Below are 16156 nucleotides of genomic sequence, written 5' to 3' on the forward strand. Positions count from 1 at the left end.
TGCCGCGTTCGCCGCGGCGTCGGGCGCCGGGGCGCTCTGGCCGGCTGTCCGCCTGGCCGATCAGAGCGCCTGGGCCATCCTCTCCACCGCCTCGCGGATCTCTCGCTCGTCCAGCGCCGCGAACCCGAGCCGCAGGAAGGGGCGTCTCTTGCCGTCGAACGCGAACCGCCGCCCCGCCGAGAACGCGACCTTCCGCGCGAGCGAGCGCTCGGCCCAGGCGTCCGCGTCGATCGCGGCGTCCACCTTGGACCACAGGGCCATCCCGCCGACCGGCACGCGGAAGTCGAGCGCGTCGCCCAGCCGGGCGCGCAGCGACGCGACGAGGAGATCGCGCCGCGCCCGGTAAATGCGCCGCGCGCGCTGCGCGTGGCGCTGCACCTCGCCGTCCTCGAGCAGCTCGGCGACGGCGCGCTCCACCGCGTGGTCGCCCTGCCGGTCGACGAAGGTGCGGTGCAGGGAGAGCCGCTCGATCAGGGGCTCGGGCGCGACCACGAAGCCGAGCCGGAGCCCGGGGGCGAGGATCTTCGACAGGGTGCCGATGTAGACGACGACGCCGGCCGTGGCCGCGCTGGCGAGCGGCAGCACCGGGCGGCCGTCGTAGTGGAACTCGTGATCGTAGTCGTCCTCGAGGATCGCGATCCGGCGGCTGCGGCAGAGCTCGAGGAGCGCGATCCGCCTGCCGGGCGCGAGCACCGCGGTCGTGGGGTACTGGTGGTGCGGGGTGACGTAGACGGCGCGGAGTCGCTCGCGATCGGCGAGCTCCGCGAGCGCGTCGACCGAGAGGCCCGCGGCGTCGACCGGCAGCGGGACGAGCCGCGCGCCGGCGAGGCGGAGCGCCTCCCACGCGGGGCGGTAGCCGTACGACTCGACGGCCACCGCGTCGCCCGGCGCGAGCAGCGCGCGCGCGACGAGGTCGAGCGCCATCTGGCTGCCGCGCGTGACGAGCACCGACTCCGGGCCGGCGGCGAGGCCGCGCACCGCCGAGAGCATCGCGGCGAGGGCGGCGCGGAGGCGGGCGTGGCCGCGCGGATCGGCGTAATCGAGCAGCCGCGTCGGCTCGGCGCGGAGCGCGCGGCGGTAGGCGCGCGCGAGCGCCGCGGTCGGGACGAGGCGCATGTCGGGGAGGCCGCCGCTCATCCGGAGCGTGCCCTCGGGGGCGAGGGGCATGGGCCGGAGCGAGGTCGCGCCGAGGTCGAAGCCGAGCTTCGCCGGCACCTCGGCCCGGACCGCCGCGCGCCGGGCGAAGCGCCGGGGCGCGGGCGCCGGCAGCTCGGCCGAGACGAAGGTGCCGCGCGCGGCGCTGGCCTCGATCCACCCCTCGGCGGCGAGCTCGCGGTACGCGGCGAGGACGGTGTTGCGGTGGACCGACAGGGAGCGCGCGAGCGCGCGGCTGCCCGGGAGCTCGTCGCCGGCGCGGAGCCGGCCGCGTCGGATGTCGTCGGCGAGGGCGCGCGCGATCTGCAGGAAGATCGGCTGCGACGCGGCGGGATCGACGGCGAGCGAGAGCTCCCAGGGCACGCCGGCTGGTCTAGCAGAAATCGACGGACCGGATCTTTTGGACGTACCAGCCGCGCGGCACGCTCCGGCCATGCGCAGGGAGGACGTTCGCATGGAGCGCGCGGAGGCCGAGGATCTCCTCGGGCGCGCGGAGGTGGTGCACGTGGCCTCGACGACGGCGGAGGGCGAGCCGCTCTTGCGGGCGGCGCAGGGCGTCGTGGTCCGGGGGTCGATCGCGTTCCACGGCGCGCCCGCGGGCGAGGAGATCGAGGCCGTCGGCCGGGCGGCGGTGGTGTCGTGCGAGCAGATCGTCGCCTCGATCCCGAGCAGCTTCGCCGATCCAGCGCGCGCCTGCCCGCCGACGGCGCTCTACCGGAGCGCGCGGGCGCACGGGGTGATCGAGCGCGTGGACGATCCGGACCGCAAGGCCGAGGTGCTGGAGGCGATGACGCGGAAGTACCAGCCCGAGGCCGGGGACGCGCCGCCCGGCGCCCGGAGCCCGCTCGACCGCGAGGCGATCGACGGGATCCTCGTGCTCGCGGTCCCGCTCGAGCGGCTCGACGGCAAGGCGGCGCTCGCGCAGCACCGCGCGCCGGAGGAGCGGGCGCGCCTCCTCACGAAGCTCTGGGAGCGGGGATCGCCGGGCGATCCCGATGCGATCGAGCTCGTGCGCGGCGCGAGCCCGGACACGCCGGTGCCCGAGTTCCTCCGGGCGCCGGCGGGCTGCGCGCTCGCGTGCGCGCTCGGGCCGCGCGACGTGGGCGCGGCCGTCGATCTGCTGGAGGGCGCCTACTGGAACCAGGGCGTGCCGCGCGAGCTGATCGCGCGGGCGCTGCTCGGCTCGTCGGCGTGGGTGGGCGCGCGCGACGCCGCGGGCCGGCTCGTGGCGACGGCGCGGGCGGTGAGCGACGGGAGCAAGCGCGCGTGGATGTTCGATGTGATGGTCGCCCCTTCGCTGCGGGGCCTCGGCGTGGGCGAGGCGGTGGTGCGCCTGCTGCTCGCGCACCCGGCGGTCCGCGGCGCGCGCCACGTCCACCTGGGCACGCAGGACGCGCACACGTTCTACGCGCGGTTCGGGTTCCGTAACCGCGCGGACCTGCCGCCGCTGCCGTTCACGTCGACGGAGATGGTCCTCGCCAGGGGGTGAGGCCGGGGCGGCGGCGAGGGCGCGATGGCCTGCGCGAGGCGGAGCACGGCCTTCTGCGCGCGCGAGGCGGGCAGCGCGGCGAACCCGAGCAGCAGCCCGTCGCGCCGCCCCTCCTCCGGGTCGGACCGATAGAAGCTCGACAGGGCCCCAGGCGCGAGGCCCAGCTGGCTCGCGCGCTCGACCACCTCTCCGTCTCGGGCGCCGGTCAGGCGCGCGATCAGGTGCAGGCCGCCCGTCCCCTCCTCGATCTGGAGCTGCGGCGAGGAGAGCTCCTCGAGCGCGCGAGACAGCGCGCCGTGCCGCTCTGCATAGAGCGCGCGCATGCGCCGCACGTGGCGCGCGAAGTGCCCCTCGCCGAGGAAGTCGGCGGCGGCGCGCTGCACGGCGAGCAGCGGGGCGGGGTGCAGCAGGCTGGCCACGCGGGCGAGCGCGTCGCGCGCGCCGTCCGGAACGACGAGGAAGCCGAGGCGCAGCGCGGGGAACATCGATTTGCTGAAGGTCCCCGCGTAGATCACCCGGCCCTGATCATCGAGGCTCTTGAGGGCGGGCAGCGGCGCCGAGGCGCGCTGGAACTCGCCGTCGTAGTCGTCCTCGATGATCCACGCGTCGGCGCCGCGCGCCCAGGCCAGGAGGGCGAGCCTGCGCGGCAGCGAGAGCGCCACGCCGAGCGGCATCTGGTGGCTCGGCGTCACGAACACGAACCGGGCGCGCGGCGCGAGCGCGGCGCCGCGGGCGACGTCGAGCCCCTCGGCGTCCACCGGCACGGCCGCGAGCCGCAGCCCGGCGAGCTCCAGCGCGGCCCGCGCCCGGTGGTAGCCGGGCTCCTCGAACCACGCCCCGTCTCCCGGCCGCGCGAGCGCGCGGGCGAGCAGGCCGAGCGCGCCGTGGTAGCCCCCGGTGATCATCACCTGCTCCGCGCGCGCGACGACGCCGCGCGAGACCGCGAGGTGCGCGGCGATCGCTTCGCGCAGGGCGCGGTCGCCGCACGGGTCGGAGCCGGCGAGATCGCCGGCGCGGGCGCGCCGCGCGTGCCTGCCGAGCAGCCGCGACCAGGTGGCGACGGGGAACGCGTCGACCGCGGGGACGCCGATCTGGAAGGGGCGGAGCGCCGCGCGGGCGCGAGGCTCCTCTCGCCGCGGCTCCGGCGGGGCCGCGGGGGCGAAGGCGGCGGCGATGGGGAGCGGGGTCGTGACGAACGTGCCGGCCGCGCCGCGCGCCACGAGGAACCCCTCGACCGAGAGGCGCGCGTACGCGGCGTCCACGGTCCCCCGCGAGACGCCCGCCTCGAGCGCCATGGCGCGCGCCGAGGGGAGCCGCGCGCCCGAGGCGAGCGCGCCGGAGAGGATGGCCTGGCGGATCCGGTCGTAGAGCTGCGCTTGCAGCGTACCGGCGCTCCGCGGCCGCCGGCGCGCCGGGGAGAGCCTGGCGCCGCGGCGGATCACGATGGCCCACTCGTTTTCGCGGTTCTTGGCACTGTCGCTGGGCCATCATGAACCTATCCTGACGGGCCATGGCAACCGAAACTTCCCGGCTCGACTACGCGGGGTTCCAGCGCCTCGCCCCCGAGACCGATCGCGCGCTGCGCGCGATCTCGGCCGTCACGAAGCAGAGCGCCCTCGGCGCGGAGCTCATCCAGCTCGTCAAGGTGCGCGCCTCGCTGGTGAACCGCTGCTCGTTCTGCCTCGCGATGCACCGGCGCGAGGCCCGGAGGCTCGGGATCTCGGGCGAGCGGCTCGAGGCGCTCGCCCGCTGGCGCGAGAGCCAATGCTTCACGCCGCCGGAGCGGGCGGCGCTCGCCTGGACCGACGCGCTGACGCAGCTCTCGGACGGCGGCGTGCCCGACGCGGTGTACCGCGAGGTGTCGAGCGCCTTCTCCGACGCCGACCTCGCGGCGCTCACGTCGGTGGTGGCGACGATCAACGCCTGGAACCGCATCGCCGTGGCCTATGGGTTCCCGGCGGCGCTCGACGCGGAGGGCGGCGAATGAGCCAGCCGCACGCCTGCGCGGCGCGCTTCCGGGCGCTGCACGCGCCGGGACAGCTCCTCGTCCTGCTCAACGCGTGGGACGCCGTGAGCGCCCGCATGGCCGAGGCCGCCGGGGGCGCCGCGGTCGCGACCAGCAGCGCCGCGGTGGCCTGGGCGCACGGCGCGGCCGACGGCGAGCGCCTGCCGTTCGACCGGCTGCTCGCCTCGACCCGCGACATCCTCCGCGCCGTGCGCGTCCCGGTGAGCGTCGATCTAGAGCGAGGCTACGCCGCGAGCGCCGAGGGCGTCGCCGACGCCGTGTGCCGCCTCGCGGAGGCCGGCGTGGCGGGCGTGAACCTCGAGGACGGCGCCGAGCCGCCCGAGGCGCTGGCCTCGAAGCTGCTCGCGGCGCGGGCGGCGCTCCAGCGCGCCGGGCTGGACCTGTTCCTGAACGCGCGCACCGACGTGCTCCTGCGCGGCGCGCCCTCGTCCCCCGCGGCCCTCGACGAGGTGGTGCGCCGCGCCAGGCGCTACGTCGACGCGGGCTGCGACGGCGTCTTCGTGCCGGGCCTCGCGGCGGCCGAGGGGCTCTCGCGCGTCGCCGCGGAGGTGCAGGCGCCGCTCAACGTGTGGGCCTCGCCGGCGCTGCCGCCCGTCGAGCAGCTCCGAGCCCTCGGCGTGCGCCGGGTGAGCGTCGGGCCGCGCCTCGCCCTGACGGCGCTCTCGGCCGCGAGGCAGGACGCGGCGCAGCTGCTCGCCGGCCGGTGGACGCCGCCGCCGTTGCACGATGCGCCGCTGACGTACGCCGAGCTCAACGCGTGGTTCGCGTGAGCGCCTCGCGGAGCGGCGCTTCGCCGCACTCCGGGCGCGATCCCGAGGTCCCGGGATCATCGACAACCCAGCGCGCCACAGTGGATTCGAACCACTGGCCTTCGGCTCCGGAGGCCGACGCTCTATCCAGCTGAGCTAGTGGCGCATGCTCGCGGGGTTCGCGAGGGCCCGGAACCTACCCAACGCCGGGCTCCAGCGCAACCCCATTCCAGCATCATCGCGCACTGCCCGCCGTCGCCTCCGAGCATCGCCCGCGGTGGGCGCCGCCGCAGGAGCGCCCCTGGGGCCCGGTTGCCCGCGCTTCGGGCCGATCGGGGAGCGCCAAAACTTGGCCACCCGCCCGTCTGTCCGGCATCCCCGGGGCATGGACGCCCGACAGCGAAGCTCTGCGATCCCGGCCCTTGCGCGCGGCTTCTCCCCGCCGGCCCTTGCGCTCGCCGCCCTCGCCCTGCCGGTCCTCTCGGCCTGCAGCGGCGGGGAGAACGCCACGCCCGAGGGCATCATCAGCCTCTCCGCGGGCGCGGCCCAGACGTCCGCCGAGAACGACCCCGCCACCCTCCCGCGCGTCGACGGGCCCCGCATCGGCGCCGTGCAGATGGTCGCGCCCATCTACGAGAAGGCGGACCGCCGCTCCGCCAAGCTCGGCTACCTCCGCGCGGGCGGGACGGCGCCCCGCGGGGAGAAGCCCGTGTCGTTCGACGACTGCCAGGGCGGCTACTACCGCGTGCTGCCCGCCGGGTACATGTGCGCGGACAGCGACGCCACGATCGACATGAAGCACCCGATCCTCCGGGCGCTCACGCGGCGGCCCGACCTGTCCAAGCCGATGCCGTACCCGTACGCGTTCGTCAGGGCCATCGCGCCGAACTACTACCGGATGCCGTCGACGAAGGAGCAGCTCCAGTACGAGATGAGCCTGGAGCGGCACCTCCGCAGCTACAAGAAGCTCAAGAAGAAGTGGGACGAGATCAAGGTCGGCGCCAACGACGTGCCGCTCGACGCGCAGGGCAACGCGACCGGCGACCCGCCCGCCGAGCCGCCCGAGCTCGGCGACAGCGAGCTCTACGGCGGCAACGGCGACGACGAGATCCCCTGGTTCTTCAAGGGCGGGCGGCAGATCCCGAACATCTCGTCGTTCAAGGTCCCGGGCTACGCGATCATCACGAACCGGATCGCGCGCAAGGCGGGGCTCGCCCTCATCGACACCTTCATGGGCGACGGCGGGCGGCGCTTCGCGATGACCACCGACGCGCGGCTCGTGCCCACGTCGAAGCTCAAGCCCGCCCGCGGCTCCACGTTCCACGGCGTCGACATGACCAAGGGGTGGGAGCTGCCCCTCGCGTTCGTCCACCGGCAGGACGCGAAGCGCTACGACATCTCGGGCGGCGAGATGGAAAAGGCGGGCGAGCTGCCCTGGCACACCGCCGTGCAGCTCACGGGGCGATCGAGGAAGGTGGGCGGCGCGCGCCTCGTCGAGGCGAAGGACGGGACGTGGGTGCGCGACTCCGACGTCGCCATCGCGGTGAAGCCCTCGGAGCTGCCGTCGTTCGCGCAGGGGGACGTGAAGTGGATCGACATCTCGATCCTCAGCCAGACGCTCATCCTCTACGAGGGCAAGCGGCCCGTCTACGCGACCGCGGCGGCGACGGGGCGCGACGGGCTCGGCGACCCCAAGAAGACCTTCTCGACCGTGCGCGGGACGTTCCGGATCCGCGACAAGCACATCACGACGACGATGGACGCGCACGAGGTCGACAACAAGTTCGAGCTCCGCGACGTGCCGTGGGTGCAGTACTTCGAGGCGGGCTACGCGATCCACGCGGCGCCGTGGCACGACGACTACGGCAAGCCGCGCAGCCACGGGTGCATCAACCTCTCGCCGATCGACGCGCGCCGGGTGTTCCTCTGGACCGATCCGCCGGTGCCCGACGGGTGGCACGGGGTCAGCGCGGGGAAGGCCACGGGGGAGGGGACCATCGTCCACATCCACCCGTAGCCCGGGCGTCGCCCCGTCAATCCTCGTCGGCCTCGACCTTGAAGCCGCTCTCCTTGATCACCTTCTCCTGCACCGCCGGCGGGCAGACCTCCAGGTGCTCGACGCTCATCGTGAACGTGCCCTTGCCCTGGGTCATGCTCTTCAGCTTCGACTCGTACTCGAGCACCTCGGCCAGCGGGACGAACGCGTTCACGATCGTCTGATCCTCGACCGAGTCCGTGCCGATGATCCTCCCGCGGCGGCTGTTGATGTCGCCGATGATGTCGCCCATGTTCGCGCTCGGCACCGTCACCGAGAGCCGCACGATGGGCTCGAGCAGCACCGGCGCGCACTGCGCGGCGGCGAGCTTGAACGCCTTGCTGCCCGCCATCTGGAAGGCCGCGTCCGACGAGTCGACGTCGTGGTACTTGCCGTCGAAGAGCCGCACCTTGACGTCGACCATCGGGTAGCCGGCCAGGACGCCCTTCGACATCGCCTTGACGATGCCCTTCTCGACCGAGGGGATGAACTGCCGCGGCACGGCGCCGCCCACGACCGCGTCCTCGAAGACGAAGCCGCCGCCGCGCGGCAGCGGCTCCATGTCGATGTAACAGACGCCGAACTGGCCATGGCCGCCGGTCTGCTTCTTGTGCTTGCCCTCGACGTTCGTGGCCTTCCGCGAGATCGTCTCCTTGTAGGCGATGTGCGGCGGGCCGAGCCGGCAGTCGATCCCGACGCGCCGGCGGATGCGCTCCACCGTGATCTCCAGGTGCAGGGCGCCGAGGCCCGAGACGACGAGCTCGCGGGTCGACGCGTCCTGGTGCACGCTGAGCCCCGGGTCCTCCTCGGTCAGCCGGTAGAGGGCGTTGCCGACCTTGTCCTCGCCGCCCTTCGCGTCGAACCTCACGCCGCGCGAGAAGAGGGCCGGCGGCAGCTCCGGCGCGCTGAAGAGGAACGCGTGCTTCTCGTCGCAGAGCGTGTGCCCGCTCAGCGTGGCCTTCAGCTTGTGCAGCGCGACGATGTCGCCGGCGCGCGCCTCCTCCACCTGCTTGTGGTCCTTGCCGACCACGGCGTGGATCTTCCCGAGGCGCTCCGCGCTGCCCGTGCTCGCGTTGAGCAGCGTGGCGTCGGGCCGGAGCGCGCCGGAGAGCACGCGCGCGAACGAGGTGCGGCCGGCGTGCGGATCGATCGACGTCTTGAAGACGAACGCCGCCGCCGGCGCGTCCGCCGACGGCGGCCGCTCCGCGGCCTGCGGCGCGGCGCCGGGCTTGCCGCTCGGGACGACGCCGGCCCACGCCGGGTGCTCGGTCGGCGGGGGCACGAGCTCGACGATGCCGTCGAGCAGCGCGGCGGCGCCGCTCGGGCGGACCCCGGAGGCGAAGTAGACCGGGACCAGCGCCCCCCGGCGGACCGCGGCGCGGAGCCCCTGATCGAGCTCCTGCTGCGTGAGGTCGCCCTCGGTCAGGTACCGCTCGGTGAGCTCGTCGTCGCTGCCGGCGACGTCGTCGACGAGCTTCCCCCGGGCCTTCTCGACCGCCCCCGCGACGTCGGCCGGCACGGCAGCGCCCCCGGCCCCGGCGGGCGCCTCGGGTTTGTCGAGCCAGGCCTTCTTCGTCCGGATCGCCACGACCCCCCGGTACTGGAGCCCCTCGCCGATGCGCTCCTCCATGACCGCGAGCGGCGCCTTGAGGCGCGCGCGGACCTCGGCGATCACCTCGTCGGGTCGCGCGTTCTCGGCGTCGACCTTGGTGACGACGATCATGCACGGCAGCTTCGCCTCCCTCACCCACCCGAAGACACGCTCGGTGATCGGCTGTACGCCGTCCTTGCCGCTCACGACGAGGATGGCCGCGTCGACCGCGGCGAGCGCGAGCCGCGTCTCGGCGAGGAAGCTCCCCTCTCCGGGCGTGTCGACGACGTTGATCTTCTTCCCGCCCCAGGAGAGGTGCGCGACGCTCGCCTCGAACGAGCAAACGTGCTCTTTTTCCTCGGCGGTATCGTCGAGGACACTCGACTTGTCGTCCACCTTGCCGAGCTTGGCCGTCGCCTTACCGACGTACAGCATGGCCTCGGCGAGCGATGTCTTCCCAGCCCCCTTGTGTCCGATGATTGCAACGTTCCTGATGTCCCCTGCCTCAGTCGTTGTCATTCCTCGTTCGTATCAATCCCCGTGGAGATCGAGAAGGCCGCCACGCGATTTTTGGGGTGCTTTCCGCGGCGCAGCAGGACAGCGGAGACGGGCATCGAGTCGCTCACCCGAGCTCTGCCGCGACGCGCTGCGGCGTGCTCGATCGAACAGCGGTTGTCCGGCGCTGCCTGAGCGGATCGCGCGCCCGGGATCCCCTCGCGCGACATGAGCGCTCTCCGCCTCGCAATCCAGATGCTGCTCGGCATCGCGCTGCCGCTCGCGCTGCAGCGGTGGGATCGGCGGCGGCTCACGCCCGAGCAGCGCGCCGCTTGCTGGAACGGAGCGACCTGGGGCGCCGCGCTCTACGCGTTCGGGCCGCTGTCCATGCTCGGGTGGTGCTGGGTCACGCGCGGCGTTCAGCACGGGCGGCCGGAGGCCCGCGGGCGGCGGCGCCTTCGCGCGGTGAAGGCGCTCGGGCTCGGCGCGGCGTCCGCCGCGGCGCTCGTCCTCGTCCTGGCCGGCGTCGACACCCTGGTGGCGCTCGCGCTCGGGCTCCCGCCGTGAGCCGCGTGGACGGCCGGAGCGCAGGCCCGCGCGCCCCGCGCGGCGCGGCGCCGGACTGCATGGCACGGACGGCGCATCGCTGGGCTGCATGGCTGGGAATGTCTGGATGGCGAAGGGCGATGGATCGGCTGCATTCGCGGCAGCGATGGATGGAGGCGGGCCGGCCGGCCGGCCAGCTGGCCGGCCAGCCGGCTGCGCACAGAACGGACATCCCTCTGTCGTCGTGGTCGGTAGACGACACGTCATGGACGCGTTGCTGCACTCTGGATCTGCTATTCAGAGGACAGGTTTCGACCCGGTTCGCGGAGAGCGCGGACCCCACCGAGGCAGTGCGTTGACGTCGCTGAAGGCCGGAGGAGAGGATCGCGCGGCCGCGCAGGAGTGGACCGACGCCGAGCGTGCGCCTCGGGCGGCCGAGGCTCCCGCGGGGGGCCAGGAGGTCGTCGCCGGCAGGTACGCGGTGGAGACCCGGCTCGGCGTCGGCGGGGTCGGCGCGGTCCACCTCGCGATCGATCGCGCGTCGGGCCAGCGCGTCGCGCTCAAGCGCGTCGACCCCAGGATCGCCGAGAACCGGCACGCCGTCGACCGGCTGCTCCGGGGCGCTCGCGCCGCGCGCGCGCTCTCGGGCAGGCACGTCGCGCGGGTCCTCGACGTCGGGGCCGCGGGCGGCGCGCCGTTCGTCGTCAGCGAGTACCTGGAGGGCTCCGATCTCGCGAGCTACCTGCAGCGCCGCGGTCCGCTGCGGGCCAGGGAGGCGGTGAAGTACCTCCTCCAGATCTGCGAGGCCGTGGCCGAGGCGCACGGCGTCGGGCTCCTCCACCGCGACCTCAAGCCCGAGAACGTGTTCCTCAGCTTCGGCGACGGCGCGCCGAGCGTGAAGGTGCTCGACTTCGGCGTGTCGGCCGTGGCGTGCGGCGTCGAGAGCGAGGGCCCGAACGCCGCCTCGGGCGCCATGCGGACGTCGCTGCTCTACATGGCGCCGGAGCAGATGCGGTCGGCGGGCGGCATCGACGAGCGCGCCGACATCTGGTCGATCGGCGCGGTGGCCTACGCGCTCCTCTGCGGGACGAGCCCGTTCGAGGCGCGGACCGAGCTCGAGATCTGCAACAAGGTCCTGAACGATCCGCCCGCGCCGTTCCCGCCGCGGTTCGAGCCGGCCGAGCTCGGGGAGCTCGTGCTGCGCTGCCTCGACAAGGACCCGGAGGCGCGCCCCTCGGACGTCGCGAAGCTCGCGTTCGCGCTCGCGCGCTTCGGGGGCGAGGGCGCGGAGGACGCGGCCGAGCGCGTGTGGGAGGCGCTCCGGGCGGAGGACGAGACGCTCCGCATGGCGACCCCGGCTCCCGCGGCCGTCGAGGACGAGTGGGAGGCCGACACGCTGGCCGATCTGCCGATGATGTCGCCCGACGATCTCATGGGCGACCTCGAGACCACGGCCAGGTGGGAGGCGCCCGGAGGCGTCCGCCACGGCGAGATCACGCTGGTATCGCACGCGGGCGCTTCGTGGGACGGCGGCGAGCAGCTGCGGCCGAGCCGCACGCCGCCCCCGGTCCTGACGGTGAGCCCGCCGGAGCTCCCCGCCGACCTGCGGGGCCGGGCAGGGCAGCGCCCGGCAGGCGGAACGCCCGTTCCGCTCGACCGCGAGGTCGCGCATCGCGTCACCGCCGACCCGGCGCTGCGCGTCACGCCGGCCGAGGCGCGCGCGCCGGCCGAGACGGAGCGGCTCACGGTCGTGCGCGGCGGGCCGTCACCGTGGCCGCGCCGGCTCGCGATCGCGCTCGCGGTGCTCGGGATGGCCGCGGGGGTCGGCGGCGTATGGCTCGTGCAGACGGGCGCGCTCGGCGGGGATGAGAGCGCCGCGCTCGCGTCGAAGGGGGTGGGGAAGCGCGCGGCCCAGGAGGCGCGCTCCGCCGCGGCGAGGCGGCCGGTCGCGGCCGTGCCTGCCGCGACCGCGGCGTCGGACGAGCCGGCGGCGCCGGGGCCGGACGCCGAGAGCGCTCCGGGCCGGGACGGCGAAGCGCTGCAGGCCGTGCCGCCGGGCGGGCTCCGGTACCAGCCGCAGCGGCCCGACGTGATCTACGACGAGGTCGAGCGCGAGCGGCGGCGGCGCGAGAAGATGGAGCGCGAGCAGCGGTGGCGCGAGGGGACCGAGCGCGCGCGGCAGGAGCGCGACGCGCTGCTGCGCGCGCGGCAGCCCTCGGAGGCGGCGACCGCGCCGCGGCCGGGGGAGGGGGCGACCGCGCCGCAGCCGGGGACGGCCGCGCCGCAGCCGGCCGAGCAGGGCCAGGGCGGGCCGCGGCCCCAGGAGGCCGACGGCGGCTGACGTCCGCGGTACTGCGAGCCGCCCGCCTGGTATAAGGCGTCCCCGTGCCAGCGATGAGTCGAGAAGTACGCGCGCTCGCCGGCGCCGCGGGCGCCGCCCTCGCCGTGTCGGCGGCCGCCTGCGGCGCTGCGCGGCCCGCGAGCGCCGCGCCCAGGATCGCGCAGGAGGCACCGCGGAGCGCGGCGGAGGCGCCGCCGGCCGCGCCGGGGGCGCTGCGCGTCGCGCCTGGGGTGCCGCGCGTCGCGCCGGGGGCGCTGCGGTTCGCGCCGGGGGCGCCGCGGATCCCGCCGGAGCGCCTTCCGTACGGCGCGACGGGGTGGGCCGAGTCGGGCTGGGGCGGCGTGCGCGGCGTGACGATCGGGCCGATCGAGAACCTCCGGCACCCGGGCCGCGGCTACGGGACCGCGGCGAGCGGGCGAGCGATGGACGAGGCGGCGGCGATGGGCGCGACCTGGGTCAGCCTGACGCCGTTCGGCCGCGTGTGGGACGGCAAGGGCACCGGCGTCGATCTCGTCTTCGAGGCGCCGTTCGAGGAGAACCGGCGCAACGTGCTCGCGGCGATCGCGCAGGCGCACGCGCGCGGGCTCAAGGTGCTGCTCGTCCCGCACCTCTGGGTCGAGAGCGGCGAGTGGCGGGCGCTGATCGACCCGGGGGACGACGCGGGCTGGGCGCGCTGGGCCGAGTCGTACCGCCGGTTCCTGCTCACCTGGGCGGAGGTCGCGCGCGAGGGCGGCGCCGAGATGCTCAGCGTGGGCGTCGAGCTGCGGAGCTGGGTGACGACGTCGCGGGCGGCGAGCTTCCTGCCGATCATCGAGGCGGTGCGCCGCGTCTACCCGGGGCTGCTCACCTACTCGGCGAACTGGGACGACGTCGAGCACACGCTGATCTTCGACGCGCTCGACCTCATCGGCATCAACGCGTTCTATCCGCTCGCGGAGCGCGAGGGCGCGTCGTTCGAGGAGCTCCTGCGCGGCGGGCGCAAGGTGGCGGCCGGGGTGGACGCGGTGGCGCGCGCGTGGGGCAAGCCGGTCCTGCTCACCGAGATCGGCTACACCACGCGGCGCGATCCCGCCGTGCGCCCGTGGGAGTGGCCCGACCGCATGAAGGACGTGGTCGTCGATCAGCGCTCGCAGGCCGAGGCCTACGCCGCGGTGATGGCGCCGTTCCTCGACGCGCGCACCTGCGCCGGCTTCTTCGTCTGGCGGCTCTACGCCGACCCGGACGACGTCTCGCAGGAGGCCGAGTGGGGGTTCTCGCCGAGGGGCAAGCTCGCGGAGCTCGTGCTGCGCGACGCCTTCTCCACCCGCTGGGCCGTCGACGGCCCCTGGCTCCCCGGCGAGGCGCTCGGCAGGCACCGCGCGCGCACCCCCGGCGTCTTCGGCTGGGAGCTCGATCCCGACGAGCCCTAGGGATTAGGACGGCAGGCGCAGGGTGAACGTCGAGCCCTCGCCGGCGGCGCTCGTCACGTCGATGCGCCCGCCGTGCGCCTCGGCGATGCGGCGCGCGGCCCACAGGCCGAGGCCGACGCCCGGGGCCACGCAGCGCGACGACGGCGCGCGCCAGTAGCGCTCGAACAGCCGCCGCTGGTCCTCGGCCGCGATGCCGACGCCCTGGTCGGCGACCGCGATCGTGACCTCGGCGCCCTCGCGCGCGACGGCGACCAGCACGGCGCCGCCCTCCGGCGAGTACTTGATGGCGTTCGCGACCAGGTTGTTGAGCACCTGCTCGATCCTGACCGGATCGCAGCGCAGCGGGACCGCCTCGTCGGGCAGCGACAGCCTGATCTCGTGCGCGGTCGCCGTCGGCCGGTAGAGCTCGACGACCTCGCGGGCGATCTCGCACGCGTCCCGGATCTCGTGGCGCAGCTCGATCTCGCCGCCCTCGATCCGCGCGATGTCCATGAGGTCCGTGAGCATGTGATCGCAGCGCGCGGCCTCCTTCCCGATGCGGGCGAGCATCGGCCTGAGCCGCTCCTCGGGCGGCAGGGGCCGATCCGGCCGGAGGCGGTCGACGGTGAGCTTCAGCGCGGCGAGCGGGTTGCGCAGATCGTGCGCCACGCTCGCGAGGAGCCCGAGCTGCCTCCGGCGCTGCTCGGCCAGCGCCTCGGCCATCTCGTTGAACGCGACGGCGATCTCGCGCAGCTCGTCGAGCCCGCCCTGCGGCGCGCGGGCGTCGAGCGCGCCAGCCCCGTAGCGGTCGATCGCGGCGCGGATCGCGAGCAGCGGGCGATAGACTCGCCCGCTCATCTGCCACAGCGCGAGCAGCACCCCGGTGAGCAGCATCGCGGCGGCCCCGAGGCTCACGGTCTCCGAGAGCCGGTTCACCGCGTCGACGCGCCCCCGGGCGATCCGCGCCTCCTCGAGCTTCGCGGCGAGCAGCCGCTCGAGCGTGACGAAGGCCCGATCGACCTCCTCGGGGAGCCCGCCGTCCGCGCGGGCGGCCAGCGGCGCCGCCCCGTCCGTCAGCGCGCGCGCGGCGAGGTAGCGCTCGAGCTCCCGCTCGGTCGCCTTGAAGACGTCCGCGCTGTCCACGGTGACGGGGTTTTCGCGGAGGTCCTCGATCCACCGCTTCACCTCGCGCCCGGCGGCGTCGCGCGCGCGGGCGTGCTCGGGGAGCTGGGTCAGCGCGACCCGGGCGCTCTCGCGCTCGTACGAGAGGAGGTGGACCTCCAGCTCCATGATGGACCGCACCTCTCGGACCAGGTTGAAGAGGCACGCGACCTCGCGGTCCATGTACGTGGTGCTGAGCGTGAGCCCGCTCGCCGTCAGCAGCGCGAGGGCGGCGAGCCATGCGGTGCTCGCGGCCGCGAGCGTCTTCAGCTTCATCGTGGTCCCCCCGATCCGGCCCTGGGCGCGCCGAGAACGCGCGGAGCGTAGCGCCTCGCTCGCCCCCAGACCGTCCGTTGGGCGCCGCGACGCCCCCGAAGCCGCTCGTCGAGGCTGCGAGGCCAGGGCTCGCCAGGATCGATGCCGGCGACCGGCGAAACCGGCGCGCCGGCGCCGCCGGCGCTTCCGGGATCAGGCGGGCGTCTTTTCCAACCCGTCCGGGATCGTCAGCGCCGCCCTCGCGATGGCCATCTGCCGCTCCAGCTCCTCTGACGACGCCGGCGTCTCCAGGATCAGCGCCGCGTCGCCCGGGACGTGGGCGGCGACCCGCTGGAACGCGTGCGCCGCGCTCTGGCTCAGGGCGTCGTGGCGGCTGCCCGAGTTCACCTCGCTCACGTGGAGCTGCTTCAGCCGCGTCCTGTGCGCCTTCACCAGGAAGTGCGCCTCCGTCATCGTGCGATCGACCTGGTGCGCGTGGCCGATATCGAAGCAGAACGACGCGTCCGGCAGCGCGTCGAAGAACGGCCGGAGCTCGTCCACCGTGCGGCCTGTCCGCTTTCGCTTGTCCATGTTCTCGAGCGCGAGCAGGCCGCCGAGCTGCCGGAAGGCGCCGAGGTCGTGGACGGTGTCGGGGTGGAGGACGATGAGCCAGCCCAGCGCGGCCACCTCCGCCATGGCGTCGGCGACGACGCGCTCCTCCGCCGCGTCGAAGCGGCTCGGGGCGTGGAATGACACGTAGCGATACCGCGACAGGTCCAGGGAGCCGAGCAGCCGGAGCAGCGGCTTGAGCTCCGAGATGCGCAGCGCGGAGAGCTCCACCGCGGTCGCGGAGCTCCCTTCCAGCATCGAGAGCGCCCGCTCGACGTCGCTGAGCGCGAGCGCGCCTGTCGAGTAGCCCATGGGT

Annotated in this window: 12 protein-coding genes and 1 tRNA gene; 7 read left to right on the forward strand and 6 right to left on the reverse strand. The window is 74.8% G+C overall.

Annotated elements, in window-relative coordinates; all coding sequences use genetic code 11:
* Positions 1-60: 60 nt before the first annotated feature.
* Positions 61-1518 (reverse strand): PLP-dependent aminotransferase family protein, encoded by a 1458-nt coding sequence (locus tag WME83_RS08865; protein ID WP_437318826.1) that lies wholly within the window; start codon positions 1516-1518, stop codon positions 61-63.
* Positions 1519-1609: 91 nt separating this feature from the next.
* Between WME83_RS08865 and WME83_RS08870 the strand changes: the two genes are divergently transcribed.
* Complete coding sequence (locus tag WME83_RS08870; protein ID WP_437318827.1) at positions 1610-2644, forward strand: GNAT family N-acetyltransferase; 1035 nt, start codon at positions 1610-1612, stop codon at positions 2642-2644.
* Here the strand turns inward: WME83_RS08870 and WME83_RS08875 are convergent.
* Positions 2560-4086 carry a PLP-dependent aminotransferase family protein gene (locus tag WME83_RS08875; protein ID WP_437318828.1) on the reverse strand — a complete coding sequence of 509 codons (1527 nt, stop codon included), beginning with the start codon at positions 4084-4086 and terminating at the stop codon, positions 2560-2562. The genes WME83_RS08870 and WME83_RS08875 overlap by 85 nt on opposite strands.
* 68 nt (positions 4087-4154) lie before the next feature.
* Between WME83_RS08875 and WME83_RS08880 the strand changes: the two genes are divergently transcribed.
* Both WME83_RS08880 and WME83_RS08885 read left to right on the forward strand, forming a co-directional pair.
* Entirely contained in the window at positions 4155-4631 is a 477-nt protein-coding gene (locus WME83_RS08880) for a carboxymuconolactone decarboxylase family protein (protein WP_437318829.1), read from the forward strand.
* A complete protein-coding gene (locus WME83_RS08885; protein ID WP_437318830.1) occupies positions 4628-5440 on the forward strand; it encodes an isocitrate lyase/PEP mutase family protein in 813 nt (270 codons plus the stop codon). Before WME83_RS08880 ends, WME83_RS08885 begins: the two co-directional genes overlap by 4 nt.
* Before the next feature lie 71 nt (positions 5441-5511).
* Here WME83_RS08885 and WME83_RS08890 read toward each other — a convergent pair.
* Positions 5512-5585 (reverse strand) — tRNA-Arg (locus tag WME83_RS08890).
* Positions 5586-5804: 219 nt separating this feature from the next.
* Here WME83_RS08890 and WME83_RS08895 point away from each other — a divergent pair.
* On the forward strand, positions 5805-7436 hold the full coding sequence (locus WME83_RS08895) for a L,D-transpeptidase (RefSeq protein WP_437318831.1): 1632 nt from the start codon (positions 5805-5807) through the stop codon (positions 7434-7436).
* Positions 7437-7452: 16 nt separating this feature from the next.
* On the opposite strand, the gene fusA is transcribed toward WME83_RS08895, so the two are convergent.
* On the reverse strand, positions 7453-9564 hold the full coding sequence (fusA, locus tag WME83_RS08900) for an elongation factor G (protein WP_437318832.1): 2112 nt from the start codon (positions 9562-9564) through the stop codon (positions 7453-7455).
* 204 nt (positions 9565-9768) lie between these two features.
* Between fusA and WME83_RS08905 the strand changes: the two genes are divergently transcribed.
* The 3 genes from WME83_RS08905 (at position 9769) to WME83_RS08915 (ending at position 13836) form a co-directional block, all read left to right on the forward strand.
* Positions 9769-10107: a transcriptional regulator gene (locus WME83_RS08905; RefSeq protein ID WP_437318833.1), complete on the forward strand. Its 339-nt coding sequence runs from the start codon at positions 9769-9771 to the stop codon at positions 10105-10107.
* A gap of 334 nt (positions 10108-10441) precedes the next feature.
* On the forward strand, positions 10442-12427 hold the full coding sequence (locus WME83_RS08910) for a protein kinase domain-containing protein (protein WP_437318834.1): 1986 nt from the start codon (positions 10442-10444) through the stop codon (positions 12425-12427).
* A gap of 53 nt (positions 12428-12480) precedes the next feature.
* Complete coding sequence (locus WME83_RS08915) at positions 12481-13836, forward strand: glycoside hydrolase family 113 (RefSeq protein ID WP_437318835.1); 1356 nt, start codon at positions 12481-12483, stop codon at positions 13834-13836.
* A gap of 3 nt (positions 13837-13839) precedes the next feature.
* Here WME83_RS08915 and WME83_RS08920 read toward each other — a convergent pair whose 3' ends face one another.
* Positions 13840-15252: an ATP-binding protein gene (locus WME83_RS08920; protein ID WP_437318836.1), complete on the reverse strand. Its 1413-nt coding sequence runs from the start codon at positions 15250-15252 to the stop codon at positions 13840-13842.
* A 192-nt stretch (positions 15253-15444) separates the two neighbouring features.
* A complete protein-coding gene (locus tag WME83_RS08925) occupies positions 15445-16152 on the reverse strand; it encodes a TIM barrel protein (RefSeq protein WP_437318837.1) in 708 nt (235 codons plus the stop codon).
* Between the last annotated feature and the right edge of the window lie 4 nt (positions 16153-16156).

It is taken from the genome of Sorangium sp. So ce385, assembly GCF_051474135.1.
In the GTDB taxonomy this organism is placed as follows: domain Bacteria; phylum Myxococcota_A; class Polyangia; order Polyangiales; family Polyangiaceae; genus Sorangium; species Sorangium cellulosum_D.

Bases quoted from the DNA above. Each gene is read 5' to 3' on its own strand.
- WME83_RS08870 (WP_437318827.1), top strand. From the start codon at position 1,610: ATGGAGCGCGCGGAGGCCGAGGATCTCCTCGGGCGCGCGGAGGTGGTG.
- WME83_RS08880 (WP_437318829.1), top strand. From the start codon at position 4,155: ATGGCAACCGAAACTTCCCGGCTCGACTACGCGGGGTTCCAGCGCCTC.
- WME83_RS08885 (WP_437318830.1), top strand. From the start codon at position 4,628: ATGAGCCAGCCGCACGCCTGCGCGGCGCGCTTCCGGGCGCTGCACGCG.
- WME83_RS08895 (WP_437318831.1), top strand. From the start codon at position 5,805: ATGGACGCCCGACAGCGAAGCTCTGCGATCCCGGCCCTTGCGCGCGGC.
- fusA (WP_437318832.1), bottom strand. From the start codon at position 9,564: ATGACAACGACTGAGGCAGGGGACATCAGGAACGTTGCAATCATCGGA.
- WME83_RS08905 (WP_437318833.1), top strand. From the start codon at position 9,769: ATGAGCGCTCTCCGCCTCGCAATCCAGATGCTGCTCGGCATCGCGCTG.
- WME83_RS08915 (WP_437318835.1), top strand. From the start codon at position 12,481: ATGAGTCGAGAAGTACGCGCGCTCGCCGGCGCCGCGGGCGCCGCCCTC.
- WME83_RS08920 (WP_437318836.1), bottom strand. From the start codon at position 15,252: ATGAAGCTGAAGACGCTCGCGGCCGCGAGCACCGCATGGCTCGCCGCC.
- WME83_RS08925 (WP_437318837.1), bottom strand. From the start codon at position 16,152: ATGGGCTACTCGACAGGCGCGCTCGCGCTCAGCGACGTCGAGCGGGCG.